The organism is Streptomyces sp. enrichment culture (assembly GCF_964272855.1).
GTDB lineage: Bacteria > Actinomycetota > Actinomycetes > Streptomycetales > Streptomycetaceae > Streptomyces.
Window position 1 is genome coordinate 2,478,902 of sequence record NZ_OZ186847.1, and the last position, 14,410, is coordinate 2,493,311.

Consider the following 14,410-nt stretch of genomic DNA (forward strand, 5'->3'; position numbering starts at 1 on the left):
CTGTTGCTTCCTTACGGGACTGGGGTGGATCAGGCGACGGCGTCGTGCAGCCGGGCCGCCTGCTTGTCCTTCAGCGGGCCGATGACCGACAGCGAGGGCCGTCGTCCCAGGATGTCGCGGGCGACCGAGCGCACGTCGTCCGGGGTGACCGACGCTATCCGGGCCAGCATGTCGTCGACGGACATCTGCTCGCCCCAGCACAGCTCGCTCTTGCCGATGCGGTTCATCAGGGCGCCGGTGTCCTCCAGGCCCAGGACCGTGGAGCCGCGCAGCTGGCCGATGGCGCGGTCGATCTCCTCGTCGGACAGGCCGTGCTCGGCGACGTGGTCGAGCTCGTCGCGGCAGATCTTCAGCACGTCGTGCACCTGCGACGGCCTGCAACCCGCGTACACGCCGAACAGGCCGCAGTCGGCGAAGCCGGAGGTGTACGAGTACACGCTGTAGGCCAGGCCGCGCTTCTCGCGGACCTCCTGGAAGAGCCGGGAGGACATGCCGCCGCCGAGGGCGGTGTTCAGCACGCCCATGGCCCAGCGGCGGTCGTCCGTGCGGGACAGGCCGGGCATGCCGAGGACGACGTGCGCCTGCTCGGTCTTGCGGCCGAGCAGCTCGACGCGGCCCGCGGTGCGCAGGGCGCGCTGTCCGCCGCGCGGGGCGATCGGCTCGGCGGCCGGGTCGCTGAGCGCGCCGGCCTTCTCGAAGGCGGCGCGGACCTGTCGTACGACCTTGTTGTGGTCGACGTTGCCGGCGCAGGCGACCACCAGGTGGGTGGGGTCGTAGTGCTTCTTGTAGAAGCGGCGGATGCGGTCGGCGGTGAGGGCGTTGACCGTGTCGACGGTGCCGAGGACCGGGCGGCCGAGGGGGTTGTCGCCGAACATGGTGTGCGCGAACAGGTCGTGCACGCAGTCGCCCGGGTCGTCCTCGGTCATCGCGATCTCTTCGAGGATGGCGCCGCGCTCGACGTTGACGTCCTCCTCGAGGATCAGCGAGCCGGTCAGCATGTCGCAGACGACGTCGATGGCGAGCGGCAGGTCGGTGTCGAGCACGCGCGCGTAGTAGCACGTGTACTCCTTGGCCGTGAACGCGTTCATCTCGCCGCCGACCGCGTCGACGGCCGAGGAGATGTCCAGCGCGGTCCTGCGCGAGGTGCCCTTGAAGAGCAGGTGCTCGAGGTAGTGCGTGGCGCCGTTCAGGGCCGGGGTCTCGTCGCGGGAGCCGACGTGCGCCCAGATGCCGAAGGTCGCCGAGCGGACCGAGGGCAGGGTCTCGGTGACGACGCGCAGACCGCCCGGGAGGGTGGTCTTGCGGACGGTGCCGATGCCGTTGGTGCCCTTGATCAGGGTTTGGGTACGGGCGACGGCCCGCGCCTCCGAAGAGGTGCGGGCCGTCGCCTTGGAGCCACGGGACGTCACTGGTCGGTGTCGTCCTTCGCCTCGTCGCCGGAGCCGTCGGACTCGCCCTCGCCCTCGATCACGGGGACGAGGGAGAGCTTGCCGCGGGAGTCGATCTCGGCGATCTCGACCTGGACCTTCTGGCCCACGCCGAGGACGTCCTCGACGTTCTCCACGCGCTTGCCGCCGGCCAGCTTGCGGATCTGCGAGATGTGCAGCAGGCCGTCCTTGCCGGGCAGCAGGGAGACGAAGGCACCGAAGGTGGTGGTCTTCACGACCGTGCCCAGGTACCGTTCGCCGACCTCGGGCATCGTCGGGTTGGCGATGCCGTTGATCGTGGCGCGGGCGGCCTCGGCGGACGGGCCGTCGGCGGCGCCGATGTAGATCGTGCCGTCGTCCTCGATGGTGATCTCGGCGCCCGTGTCCTCCTGGATCTGGTTGATCATCTTGCCCTTGGGGCCGATGACCTCACCGATCTTGTCGACCGGGATCTTCACGGTGATGATCCGCGGCGCGTTCGGGGACATCTCGTCGGGCCGGTCGATGGCCTCCATCATCACGTCGAGGATGTGGAGACGGGCGTCGCGGGCCTGCTTCAGGGCGGCGGCCAGGACGGAGGCCGGGATGCCGTCCAGCTTGGTGTCGAGCTGGAGGGCGGTCACGAACTCCTTGGTGCCGGCGACCTTGAAGTCCATGTCGCCGAAGGCGTCCTCCGCACCGAGGATGTCGGTGAGGGTGACGTAGTGCGTCTCGCCCTCGATCTCCTGGGAGATCAGGCCCATGGCGATACCGGCGACGGGGGCCTTCAGCGGCACACCGGCGTTCAGCAGCGACATGGTGGAGGCGCAGACCGAGCCCATGGACGTCGAGCCGTTGGAGCTCAGCGCCTCGGAGACCTGGCGGATCGCGTAGGGGAACTCCTCGCGGGTCGGCAGGACCGGCACCAGGGCGCGCTCGGCGAGGGCGCCGTGGCCGATCTCGCGGCGCTTCGGGGAGCCGACGCGGCCGGTCTCACCGGTGGAGTACGGCGGGAAGTTGTAGTTGTGCATGTAGCGCTTGCGGGTCACCGGGGAGAGGGTGTCCAGCTGCTGCTCCATGCGGAGCATGTTCAGGGTGGTGACGCCCAGGATCTGGGTCTCGCCGCGCTCGAACACGGCGGAGCCGTGCACCCGCGGGATGGCCTCGACCTCGGCGGCGAGCGTGCGGATGTCCGTCACGCCACGGCCGTCGATGCGCTTCTTCTCCTTGATGACGCGCTCACGGACCAGGGTCTTGGTCAGCGAGCGGTACGCGGCGGAGATCTCCTTCTCGCGGCCCTCGAACTCCGGCAGGAGCTTCTCGGCGGCGAGGCCCTTGACGCGGTCCAGCTCGGCCTCGCGCTCCTGCTTGCCGGCGATGGTGAGCGCCTGGGCGAGCTCGGGCTTGACGGCGGCCGTCAGGGCCTCCAGGACGTCGTCCTGGTAGTCGAGGAAGATCGGGAACTCGGCGGTCGGCTTGGCGGCCTTCGCGGCGAGGTCCGACTGGGCCTTGCAGAGCACCTTGATGAAGGGCTTCGCGGCGTCCAGACCGGCGGCGACGACCTCCTCGGTGGGCGCCTCGGCGCCGCCCTCGACCAGCTTGATGGTCTTCTCGGTGGCCTCGGCCTCGACCATCATGATCGCGACGTCGCCGTCCTCCAGGACGCGGCCCGCGACGACCATGTCGAAGACGGCGTCCTCGAGCTCGGTGTGCGTCGGGAAGGCCACCCACTGGCCGCGGATCAGCGCGACGCGGACGCCGCCGATCGGGCCGGAGAAGGGCAGACCGGCCAGCTGCGTCGACGCGGACGCGGCGTTGATCGCCACGACGTCGTACAGGTGGTCGGGGTTGAGCGCCATGATCGTGGCGACGACCTGGATCTCGTTGCGCAGGCCCTTCTTGAAGGACGGGCGCAGCGGGCGGTCGATCAGACGGCAGGTGAGGATGGCGTCCTCGGAGGGACGGCCCTCACGGCGGAAGAAGCTGCCGGGGATCTTGCCGGCGGCGTACATCCGCTCCTCGACGTCCACCGTCAGCGGGAAGAAGTCGAGCTGGTCCTTGGGGTTCTTGGAGGCGGTGGTGGCCGACAGCACCATGGTGTCGTCGTCCAGGTACGCAACGGCGGAACCGGCGGCCTGCTTGGCCAGGCGGCCCGTCTCGAAGCGGATGGTACGGGTGCCGAAGGTGCCGTTGTCGATGACGGCTTCGGCGTAGTGGGTCTCGTTCTCCACTAGCGTTTTCTCCTCGTCTTCGTCCCTGCTGCCCGTGTGGCAGGGGGACGGTCGCGGAGCTGCGCGCCGTGTGCGGGCCGGTCTTCGATCGAAGCCCTCGGGGCTCGCTTCCCCCCGGGGGCCACTACCGAGGACCGGCGGCGGCGTGGTGCGCTACTCCTCATTCTTGTCGTGCTGTGTCGTACGTCATGCGTTGTGCTACCACACTACAAAGGGGCGGTGACACTCCGCACGTACAGCAAAGGGAGCGGTCCCCTCGAACGGGAACCGCTCCCTCCACGGCGTCTTACTTGGCGCCCGCCGCACCACGGCGGATGCCGAGGCGGTCGACCAGCGTACGGAAGCGCTGGATGTCCTTCTTGGCGAGGTACTGCAGCAGGCGGCGGCGCTGACCGACGAGGATCAGCAGGCCGCGGCGGGAGTGGTGGTCGTGCTTGTGGGTCTTCAGGTGCTCCGTCAGGTCGGAGATCCGACGGGACAGCAGAGCGACCTGGACCTCGGGGGAGCCGGTGTCACCCTCCTTGGTACCGAACTCGGCGATGATCTGCTTCTTCGTGGCGGCGTCGAGCGACACGCGTACTCCTCATGGGTCTGTGAGTGGCCACCGAGTGCCCCCGGTCTACATCTCGGGGGAGCTTCCGTTACTCGGGAGGCGGGGATCCGCTGGGCGCGGCCTCCAGAGCAGGGCTCCGGGGGCGCGTACACAAACGGCCGTCACTCAGGGTACCAGCACGTGGACGGCGCCCGTCGCGGGGTCCCGGAACCCGCCGGTCGGCGGGGTCGCGGCCACTAGGGTGAGCCGTCGGATCGTACGCGAGCAGCATGCGGGGAAGGGGTCGCTGAGGCATGGCGGAGACGGAAGCGGAGATCAAGGCGCGCAAGGAGCGGGAGCGGGACGAGCTCTACGCGCTCGACATCTCCGGCGTCGAGTGGCACGGCGCGCCGGGCACCGAGGAGCACGAGGAGCGGGTCGAGATCGCCTACCTGCCCGGCGGCGCGGTGGCGATGCGGTCGTCGCTCGACCCCGACACCGTGCTGCGGTACACCGAGGCGGAGTGGCGGGCGTTCGTGCTGGGGGCGCGGGACGGCGAGTTCGACCTGGAGCCGGCGCCCGAGGGGCAGTGACACAGTGGTGCGTGTACGCGCGCGTGGAGCCCGTCGGGGGCGCACGCGCGCGTACGTCGCGTCTTCCTCGGCTCCTGCGACCGCCAGGACCTCTACGGCTTTCTCGTCGCGTCGCTCTCGATGCCGAGGGCCAGCCATACCCAGGCCTTGCCATCGGCGCCTGCCGGAGGTTCGGCCGTCTTGGCCCCGAAGAAGAGGCGGCCGTTCTGGACGACGGTGTCGGCCACTGTCATCGAGCTGAGGCTCCGGCCCTCCAACGGCAGGTCGAAGTAGAAGTACGGGGTCTCCGCGCCGGTCTTCGGATTCAGGCTGACCAGGGCCATGGGCGAGATGTGGTCGCTGCTCTCGCGCAGAGCGAGGAGCTGGTCGCCGCTCATCCTCAGAGGGCGGAGCAGGGCGTCGGGCCCGGACTCGAACTTCTTGACCGAATTGCCGGTGCCCAGGTCGAAGCCGATGATCCAGTTGGCGTTGTGGACCAGGTCGCCCTGTTCCTTGCTGGTCAGGAAGACCTGCCCGGCACCTACGGCGACGGAGGGGCACTCATCGGCGGCGAGGTAGGTGATCTCCTCGTTGCACTCCGCGACATACGTACCGTTCTGGAGCGGGACAGTGGTCCGGTACTTGCCCCGCTCGTCGAGCGAGATAATCTCGGTGATGCCGATGTCGCCGGCCGAGGTCGCGAGGACGGCGGGGTCCGCGGAGACGAGCCGGACGTCCTTGACCCCGAGCGCGGGTGCGTACGTCCACCGGGTGCGGCCGGTCTCCGGGTCGAGAGCGCGCACCTTGAAGGTGCGGCCGTGGTTCTGCTGGATGTCCGGGTCCCAGCAGGCGAACCGGACGAGCAGGGCCCGGCCGCCGGCCCCGCCGCTGGAGTCGCAGTCCTTCTCCGGCTTCACCCGCCAGCGCAGCTTGCCCCCGTCCATCTCGTAGGCGTCCGTGCCGCCGCCCCAGGTCACCGCGACCGTGGCGTGCGTGAGGGTCACCGGGGGTCCACTGGCTGCCGGCGTCGTCGGGGTCGCCGATGCCGTTGCCGGTGATCGGGAACTCGGCCTGCCACACCAGCTTGCCGTCGTCCAGGTCGACGAAGGCGACGTGGTTGCAGAGGGATTCCTTGTCCTCGCTGTCCCGGAAGAGCACGGCGGTCCGGTTGTCGACGTTGACGTGCCGGGTCCTGCCGCAGATCGGCCCGCCCAGCCGGAGCTGCCAGGCCTCCTCGCCGAGGCTGGCGTCCGTGCCGATCTCGATGCCGATGAGGGTCCTGTTGACGCCCTTGGCCAGGATCTTGTCCGTGGCCCACATGCCCGGCATCTCGTAGCGTTCCCCGGGGCCCATGTCGTCGGCGGAGAACCGCACGGCCATGACGCCCCGGGGGCTCGCCGGGCGCCGCTCGACGGTCTCGCGGACGTCGAGCCTGTCCTGGCCGGCCGCGGCCGCGGGCTTGGGGTCCTCGTGCGCCGTCTCGGGCCACCACAGCCACGCGGCGGCGGACGCCGCCAGCACCGCGGCCGCGACGACCGCGGTGAGCAGGATCGTACGGCGCTTCCTGCGCTGCCGGTCGGCCGTCACGGACTGGGTGAACACGGACGGAGGCGGGCCAAAGCTCACGCTGGGTGATCCCTTCGCTGGTCGTCGCGGGCGGCGGCTCAGTTGCCGGCCATGGACCGCGCCGACGCGTACACGTCGAACACGGCGAGGGCCAGCGGGACCAGTGTCAGCAGGACGAACGTCTCGGCGATCTCCGTGAAGCGTCCCCAGAAGGGGGTGACGCCGCTGCGCGGGGCGATCAGGCCGATCGCGGTCAGCAGGGCGGCGGTCGCGGCGATCGCGGCGGCGAGCCACACCGAGCGGATGTCGAGGCCGGTGGTGTCGCCCTGGAGGGCGTCGCGCAGGAACTCCACGGGCGGGTTCAGGGCGAGCCCGAGGCCGAGGAAGACGAGGGCGGCGAGACCGGCGGCGAGCGTGGCGCCGACCTGCGCGGTGTACCGGAACAGGTGGGCGCGCATCAGCATGGCGATGCCGGTGGCGAGGGCGAGGAGCTGCGCCCACACGTTGTCGGAGAAGCCGAGGACGATGGACGCGCCGACCGTGACGAGCGCGCAGCCGCCGACGAGGCCGACGAGGAGTTCGTGACCGCGGCGGACCTGGGCGGCGATGCGCTGGGCGTCGACGGGCTCGTGCTGGGCGGTGGGCTCCTCGGTGGTGTAGCCGCGGCCGGGGTTCGGCGGTTCGAAGCCGATGGGCAGCCGGGCGAAGCGCATGGACAGGCCGGGCAGGAACGCGAGGGCGCAGACCGCGAGCGGCGCGCAGACGGCGGCCGTCTCGATGGGCCTCAGATGCGTGAGCATCGCGACGAACGTGGTCAGCAGGCCGATCGTGGAGGCGAACACGAACGCCACGAACGGGCCGTCGCCGCTGGGCGACACCAGCGTGAGGACCAGCGCGGCGACGAGGACGGCCGCGCACGCGAGCAGGAACTGCAGGCGTCCGATGCCCTGACCCTCCGACAGCGGGAGCAGTCCGGAGCCGGCCACGGCGATGTTCGGCAGGGCGCCCAGGCCGAGGGCGACGGCCGAGCCGCGGTCGTCGTAGACCCGGGCGCGGACGCACGCGATGGTGACCAGCAGGACACCGGTGACGGCGGCCAGGATGCCCTGGAGGCTGTTCATGTCGTGGCGGATCTGCGAGCTCCACACCACGAACGCGAGCAGCGCGGGCAGGACCCCGCCGGCGACCAGGCCGGCGGCGCGGGTGAGGGTGCCGCTCCACAGGGTGCGGTCCTCGGTCACGGCGGAGGCGACCGCCTCGGAGACGTCGTCGTGCACCGCGGGCGGCAGCGACTCGGCGAACGGACGCAGCGTCAGCAGCTCGCCGTCGAGGATGCGCTGGGCGGCGAACGAACGCGAGCCGTCGAGGACGGTGCCGTCCCGGCGTACGAGGTGGTAGCCGACCGGGGCACCCTCGGCGGGGCTCTGCCGGGAGAGCCGCAGGATCTCCGGGTAGAGATCGGCGACTGACACGTCGTCGGGCAGCGCCACGTCGATACGGCTGTCCGGTGCCACGATGGTGACTCGGCAGAACCCGAACCCGGTACCGGCCCCGGAAGGGGCTCCGGTGCCCGCTCCGCCGGTCGCGCCGGTCGGCGCGGAGGCCGTCATGCTCACCTGCTGTTCCCCCTCGTCGGTGGTACGGCGTTCGCGCCGTCGAGCGCGCGATCGCCTGTAACGATCCTGTGTAGGTTGTGCGCTGCCGCCCGCGCCGCCGGTCGCATGCGCCGTGCTGCCCGGGATCAGGCGGCGGGCACTCACCACGAACAGTGCGGAATGTCTGGTTTTCCGGCGCCCGATTCGCAACTGCTCACACGTCTCACGGGCACCCTACCGCCCACGGTTGTCAGTGGTTGTCAGTAGGATCGCGCTTCGCGATCGACGTTCGCCGGACACGGGGCGGCGGACGGAACGGTCGGTCCGGCAAGGGAATTGGTGCGAAGTGAGCCACATCGTCGTCAAGCGCCCACCGAGGGCTCTGCCGCGGGAAGTGCCCACGAACGAGGTCGTCTTGCAACCGCCGCCGGAGCTGCCGCGCGGGGAGCGGGAAGGCGCCCTGATGCAGCTTCTGCCCATGCTCGGCATGGGCGGGTCCGTGGTGTTCTTCTTCAACCCCCAGGCCCAGCCCTTCATGAAGATCATGGGCATGGTGATGATCGCCTCCACCATCGCGATGGGCATCGCGATGCTGATCCGCTACCGGCGGGGCAACCAGGGGCAGATCGCCGACATCCGCCGCGACTACCTGCGGTACCTGTCGCAGACCCGGCGTACGGCGCAGAAGACCGCCAAGGCGCAGCGCGACGCCCAGTACTACCTGCACCCTTCGCCGGAGCAACTGTGGGCGCTGGTCGCCGAGGGCAGCCGGGTGTGGGAACGCCGCGCCGGCGACGAGGACTTCGGGCAGGTGCGCGTGGGCCTCGGCGCGCAGTCCCTGGCCACCCCGCTGCTCCCGCCGGAGACCGCGCCGGTGGACCAGCTGGAGCCGCTGACGGCGGGCGCCATGCAGCGCTTCCTGGCCACGCACAGCACCCTCGAGGACCTGCCGATGGCGGTCTCGCTGCGGGCCTTCTACCACGTGTCGATCAGCGGTGAGCCGGTCACCGTGCGCGGCGCCGCCCGCGCGGTGACGGGCGCCCTGGCCTCGCTGCACTCCCCCGAGGACCTCGTCATCGCCGTCGCCACCGGGCGGGAGTCCGCGCCCGAGTGGGAGTGGGCGAAGTGGCTGCCGCACGTACAGGCCAGGGGCGAGGCGGACGGCGCCGGCAGCCTGCGTCTGATCACCACGAACCCCATCGAGCTGGAGGACCTGCTCGGCGCCCGGCTCCAGGGCCGCCCGCGCTTCCACCCGAGCGCGCCTCCCGTGCCCGAACAGCCGCACCTGGTGGTCGTCCTGGACGGTGTCTCCCTGCCGCCGACCTCGCTGCTCGCCAGCCCGGAGGGGCTGCAGGGCGTGACGGTCCTGGAGGTCGTGCCCGGCGAACTCACCACCGGCCGCGGCGACCTGTCCATCGTCGTGCACCCGCGCGAGCTGCGCCTGGAGTCGGCGCACGGCATGGTCTACGAGGGCACCCCCGACGTCCTGTCCTACGAGGCGGCCGAGGCGCTCGCCCGGCAGCTGGCGCCGCTGCGCATGGCCTCCGGCGGGGACGACGACGAACCGCTGCTGGCCAACTTGGAGTTCACCGATCTGCTGAACCTCGGGGACGCCGCCACCGTCGACCCGCGGCGCACCTGGCGGCCGCGTTCGCAGTCCGAGCGGCTGCGGGTGCCGATCGGTGTCGGCGAGGACGGCCGGCCCGTGATGCTCGACCTCAAGGAGGCCGCGCAGGAGGGCATGGGCCCGCACGGCCTGTGTGTCGGCGCGACCGGTTCCGGCAAGTCGGAGCTGCTGCGCACCCTGGTCCTCGGCCTCGCGGTCACCCACTCCTCCGAGACGCTGAACTTCGTCCTCGCCGACTTCAAGGGCGGTGCGACGTTCGCGGGCATGTCCCAGATGCCGCACGTGGCCGCGGTCATCACCAACCTCGCCGACGACCTGACCCTCGTCGACCGCATGGGCGACTCGATCCGCGGTGAGCTCAACCGCCGCCAGGAGATGCTGCGCGACGCGGGCAACTACGCCAACATCCACGCCTACGAGAAGGCCCGCGCGGCCGGTGCCGCGCTGCAGCCGATCCCCTCACTCGTCCTCGTCATCGACGAGTTCAGCGAACTGCTCACCGCCAAGCCGGACTTCATCGAGATGTTCGTGCAGATCGGCCGTATCGGCCGGTCGCTGGGCGTGCACCTGCTGCTGGCCTCGCAGCGCCTGGAGGAAGGCCGGCTGCGCGGCCTGGAGACCTACCTCTCCTACCGGATCGGTCTGCGCACCTTCTCGGCGGCCGAGTCGCGCGCCGCGATCGGCGTCCCGGACGCCTACGAGCTGCCGAACGTGCCGGGCTCCGGCTTCCTGAAGTACGGCACGGACGAGATGGTCCGCTTCAAGGCGGCGTACGTCTCCGGCGTCTACCGCTCCAGCGCCCAGCAGGCCGCGTCGTACGGCGGCCCGCTCCCGGTGGACCGCCGGCCCGTGCTGTTCACGGCGGCGCCGGTGCCCGTGCAGTACGTGGCGGTGCCGCAGCAACGGCAGGAGGAGGAGCCCGACCAGACCGACGACGCGCTCGCCGACACCGTGCTCGACGTGATCGTGCGGCGGCTGGAGGCGCAGGGCCCGGCGGCCCACCAGGTGTGGCTGCCGCCGCTGGACAGCCCGCCGTCGCTGGACTCCCTGCTGCCCGGCCTGGCCGCCGTGCCCGGCCGCGGCCTCACCCAGCCCGGCTACGAGGGCGCGGGCCGGCTCGTCATCCCCGTCGGCATCGTCGACAAGCCGTACGAGCAGCGCCGTGACCCGCTGTGGACCGACTTCGGCGGCGCGGCCGGCCACATGCAGATCCTCGGCGGTCCGCAGTCCGGCAAGTCGACCCTGCTGCGCTCGATCGTCGCCTCGTTCGCGCTCACCCACACCCCGCAGGAAGTGCAGTTCTACGGCCTCGACTTCGGTGGTGGCGGTCTGGCGTCGGTGGCGGGCCTGCCGCACGTCGGCGGCGTCGCCTCACGCCTCGACCCTGAGAAAGTCCGGCGTACGGTCGCCGAGGTCTACGGCATCATGACCCGCCGCGAGGAGTACTTCCGCACCTCGGGCATCTCCTCGATCGCCGAGTTCCGCGCCCGCCGCGCCCGCGGCGACATCTCCACGACCGACCAGCCGTGGGGCGACGTCTTCCTGGCCATCGACGGCTGGGGCAACTTCCGGCAGGACTACGACGGTCTCGAACCGGCGGTCCTGGACATCGCGGCGCGCGGCCTCGGCTACGGCATGCACCTGATCCTCACCGCGTCACGCTCCATGGAGGTCCGCTCCAACCTCAAGGACCACCTGATGAACCGCCTGGAGCTGCGGCTCGGCGACCCCATGGACTCCGAGTTCGACCGCAAGGTCGCGGCGAACGTGCCGACCGGCGTCCCGGGCCGCGGCCAGACCCCGCAGCGGCAGCACTTCATGGCGGCGGTACCCCGCATAGACGGTCTGTCCTCCGACACCGACCTGGCCGAGGCGACGCAGGCGCTCGCCGCGGAGGTCTCCCGGCACTGGCAGCAGCCGGGTGCTCCGGAGGTACGGCTGCTGCCGCGCGAGTTCCCCGCGCAGCAGCTCCCGCCCGGCAACCGCTTCCCGAACCGCGGCGTCGCCTTCGGCCTCGACGAGGACAACCTCGAGCCGGTGTTCGTCGACTTCGAGCAGGACCCGTTCTTCCTCGTCTTCGGCGAGAGCGAGTCCGGCAAGTCGAACCTGCTCAAGCTGCTCATCCAGCGGATCACCGAACGCTACGACGGCAACGAGGCGAAGCTCTTCGTGGTCGACAACCGGCGCTCGCTGCTCGGCGTGACCCCGGACTCGCATCTGGCGGAGTACATCCCCATGTCCAACCAGATGCAGCACCACATGGACGCGCTGGCCAACCTGATGCAGCGCCGCACGCCGACCGCCGACGTCACCCCCGAGCAGCTGCGCGACCGCAGCTGGTGGCAGGGCCCCACGGTGTACATCGTCATCGACGACTACGACCTGGTGTCCACGTCCAGCGGCAACCCGCTGGCCGGCCTCACGGAGATGCTCCCGTTCGCCCGGGACGTCGGTGTCCGCTTCATCATCGCCCGCTCCACCGCCGGCGCGGGCCGCGCGGCCTACGAGCCGTTCATGCAGCGCATGAAGGAACTCGGCGCCCAGGGCGTGGTCCTCGCCGGCGACTCCGGCGAGGGCGACCTGCTGGGCGGCGTACGGCCGCGCCCCATGCCCGCGGGGCGGGGCGTGTTCGTGTCACGGAAGCGGGGGAAGCCGTTGGTCCAGGTGGGGTTGGTGGCGGATCCGCTTCGGTGAGGTCGTCGCCGGTTCGGCTTCGGGGTCGCTCTGCTTCGGTGGGGCGGCCCCGTTGCCGTTGGGCCGGGAGGGTCAGAAGACGGGGAGGGCGTGGAGCGAGGCGCCGTTTCTGACGAAGGCTCTGAAGCCGTCGACGGCGAGCGCGTTCCGCTCGGCGTCCTTCAGCTCGTAGGTCCAGATCGTGTACCCCTCGTCGATGTCCAGGGTACGCACCTCGGCCGTGTCGACCGTATCGATCATCCACACGCCCGTGCCCTGGAAAAGGACGGATCGGGTGCTGTCGGCGCCCGGGCTGGGACGCCAGATCCGCTTCCCGTCTCCGGCTGCGAGGCGTTCCAGCCCCACGCCGCCGACGGAGTAGACGGAACCCTCGTGCACGCTCACCGGACCCCACTCCGTGGGGATTCTGTACTCATCGCGGGTCGACTCGGACCAGATCTCGGTCCCGTCCGTCACCTTCCGCGCGCTCAGCGTCTTGCCGTTGACGTACACGATCCCGTCCTGGACGACGGGCTCGATCGCCAGCTTCTCGGCCTGCTCGCGCTGCTCCCAGGCGAACCGCCCGTCCTCCGAGGCCACCGCCAGGACATGACCATCGGTGCTCGGGAGCACCAGGCGACCACCGCCGAGCGCCACCTTGGTGGAGATTTTGCCCCGGTACGCCGCCGGAAGCTTCGCCGTCCATCGGATCGTGGCGTCCGAGCGCCGCACGGCGCGCAGCCGGTCGTCCTTCGTCAGGACGTACACGAGGTCCTCGTCCGCGGCCAGCAGTGCCTTCGCTCCGGCGTCCACGGTCCACTTGGGTTCACCGGTGGACGGCACGAAGGTGACCAGCGTGCCCTTCGCGTCGATGGCGACGATCAGCCGGTCGGACAGCGACAGGTAGTGGCTGGACAGCAGATCCAACCGCTCCCATCGCAGCTTGCCGTCGACGACGTTGTGGGCGGCGATACCGCCGAACCCTCCGACCACCACGACATCCCGCACGGGCATCGGGGCGGGCGATTCGGCATCGATCGCCTGCTCGGTGATCCACAGTGCCTTGGGGGACTCACCGACGACGTAGTCACCGGCATCCGCGTCGAGCAGGCGTGCCTGCGGCCTCTGCGCGGCAGGCGGGACGGAGAACAGGGCCTCCCGCGCTTCCCTGCGCGACTTCTCCTGTAGCTGCCACCACCCGGTCGTGGCACCGCCCACGGTCAGTGCGGCGCCGCCGGCGGCGATGGCGGTGAGCAGTCGGCGCCGGGGCACACCGAGCGAAGCGGCGGGTGTGAGCGAGCCGTCGACCGTGGAAGGTGCGGCAAGCTGCCGCATCCGGCTCTCACGCTGCTTGATCTCCTCGGCCAGCGGACCACGCGTCCATACCCGTCCACCGTTCTTGGACGCGCCGAACGCCGTGACGACCTGTTCGGCGGCGGGCCTCATAGCCTCGTCCTTGGCCAGGCACGGGGCGATGAGCGCGTGCAGCTCAGGGGACAGTCCGTGCCACTGCGGCTCGCCATGGACCACCTCGTACTGGACGGCTGCCACATGGCCACCCTGGAACGCGCGCCGACCGGTCGCCGCATAGACGAGGACCGCGCCGAGGGAGAACACGTCCGCGGCGGGTGTCACCCGCCGGCCCAGGACCTGCTCCGGCGCGCCGTATCCCGGCGTGACCGGAACCTGTCCGGTGGTCGTGAGCGTCAGCCCGTGCTCGGGACGCGCGATGCCGAAGTCGATCACTCGCGGCCCAGTCGCCGTCAGCACGATGTTCTGCGGCTTGAGGTCGCGGTGGATGAACCCGGCGGTGTGGATGTCCGTCAGGGTGCGGGCGATCGACGCGGCCAGGGCACGCACCCGGGGCTCGTCGAGAGGGCCGTACCTCTCGACCGCCTCGTCCAGTGTGGGCCCGGCGAGGAACTCGGTGGCGATCCAGGGCCGTCCGCCCTCGGTCTGCGCGCCGAGCACGGCCGCCACGCCGGTGCTGCGGACCGCCTGGGCGGCGAGCGCCTCACGCACGAAACGCTGGGAGAGGTTCTGGTCGTGGGCGAGTTCCGGTCGGAGCACCTTCACCGCGGCGACGGCCCTGGCCCGGTCCTGGCCGACGTACACCTTGCCCATGCCGCCCTCGCCCAGCACGCCGAGCAGGCGGTACGGCCCGAGACGAATCGGATCGCCGGTGCCGAGGGGTTTCATCGCTGATTG

The 14,410-nt window shown here is 70.9% G+C and carries 8 protein-coding genes; 2 read left to right on the forward strand and 6 right to left on the reverse strand.

Annotated features, from left to right (window positions below; all coding sequences use genetic code 11):
* Nucleotides 1-29: 29 nt before the first annotated feature.
* The 3 genes from ACSU6L_RS10245 to rpsO all read right to left on the reverse strand — a co-directional run bounded on the left by ACSU6L_RS10245 (nucleotide 30) and on the right by rpsO (nucleotide 4,211).
* A complete protein-coding gene (locus tag ACSU6L_RS10245; protein WP_437055701.1) occupies nucleotides 30-1,409 on the reverse strand; it encodes a M16 family metallopeptidase in 1,380 nt (459 codons plus the stop codon).
* Complete coding sequence (locus ACSU6L_RS10250) at nucleotides 1,406-3,637, reverse strand: polyribonucleotide nucleotidyltransferase (RefSeq protein WP_437055703.1); 2,232 nt, start codon at nucleotides 3,635-3,637, stop codon at nucleotides 1,406-1,408. The genes ACSU6L_RS10245 and ACSU6L_RS10250 overlap by 4 nt, the downstream gene beginning before the upstream one ends.
* 286 nt (nucleotides 3,638-3,923) lie before the next feature.
* Complete coding sequence (rpsO, locus tag ACSU6L_RS10255) at nucleotides 3,924-4,211, reverse strand: 30S ribosomal protein S15 (RefSeq protein WP_030619140.1); 288 nt, start codon at nucleotides 4,209-4,211, stop codon at nucleotides 3,924-3,926.
* Nucleotides 4,212-4,483: 272 nt separating this feature from the next.
* Here rpsO and ACSU6L_RS10260 point away from each other — a divergent pair, with 272 nt between their 5' ends.
* A complete protein-coding gene (locus ACSU6L_RS10260) occupies nucleotides 4,484-4,762 on the forward strand; it encodes a DUF397 domain-containing protein (RefSeq protein ID WP_437055706.1) in 279 nt (92 codons plus the stop codon).
* 92 nt (nucleotides 4,763-4,854) lie between these two features.
* Here ACSU6L_RS10260 and ACSU6L_RS10265 read toward each other — a convergent pair whose 3' ends face one another.
* Together ACSU6L_RS10265 and eccD are read right to left on the reverse strand one after the other, a co-directional pair.
* On the reverse strand, nucleotides 4,855-5,745 hold the full coding sequence (locus ACSU6L_RS10265) for a hypothetical protein (RefSeq protein ID WP_437055708.1): 891 nt from the start codon (nucleotides 5,743-5,745) through the stop codon (nucleotides 4,855-4,857).
* A 660-nt stretch (nucleotides 5,746-6,405) separates the two neighbouring features.
* The gene (gene eccD, locus ACSU6L_RS10270) at nucleotides 6,406-7,917 is read right to left on the reverse strand and encodes a type VII secretion integral membrane protein EccD (RefSeq protein WP_437064832.1); all 1,512 of its coding nucleotides are present in this window, start codon (nucleotides 7,915-7,917) and stop codon (nucleotides 6,406-6,408) included.
* 331 nt (nucleotides 7,918-8,248) lie between these two features.
* On the opposite strand from eccD, the gene eccCa reads away from it, so the two are divergent.
* Entirely contained in the window at nucleotides 8,249-12,223 is a 3,975-nt protein-coding gene (gene eccCa, locus ACSU6L_RS10275; RefSeq protein ID WP_437055710.1) for a type VII secretion protein EccCa, read from the forward strand.
* A 72-nt stretch (nucleotides 12,224-12,295) separates the two neighbouring features.
* Here the strand turns inward: eccCa and ACSU6L_RS10280 are convergent, their stop codons facing one another.
* On the reverse strand, nucleotides 12,296-14,401 hold the full coding sequence (locus tag ACSU6L_RS10280; RefSeq protein ID WP_437055712.1) for a serine/threonine-protein kinase: 2,106 nt from the start codon (nucleotides 14,399-14,401) through the stop codon (nucleotides 12,296-12,298).
* Nucleotides 14,402-14,410: the final 9 nt, after the last annotated feature.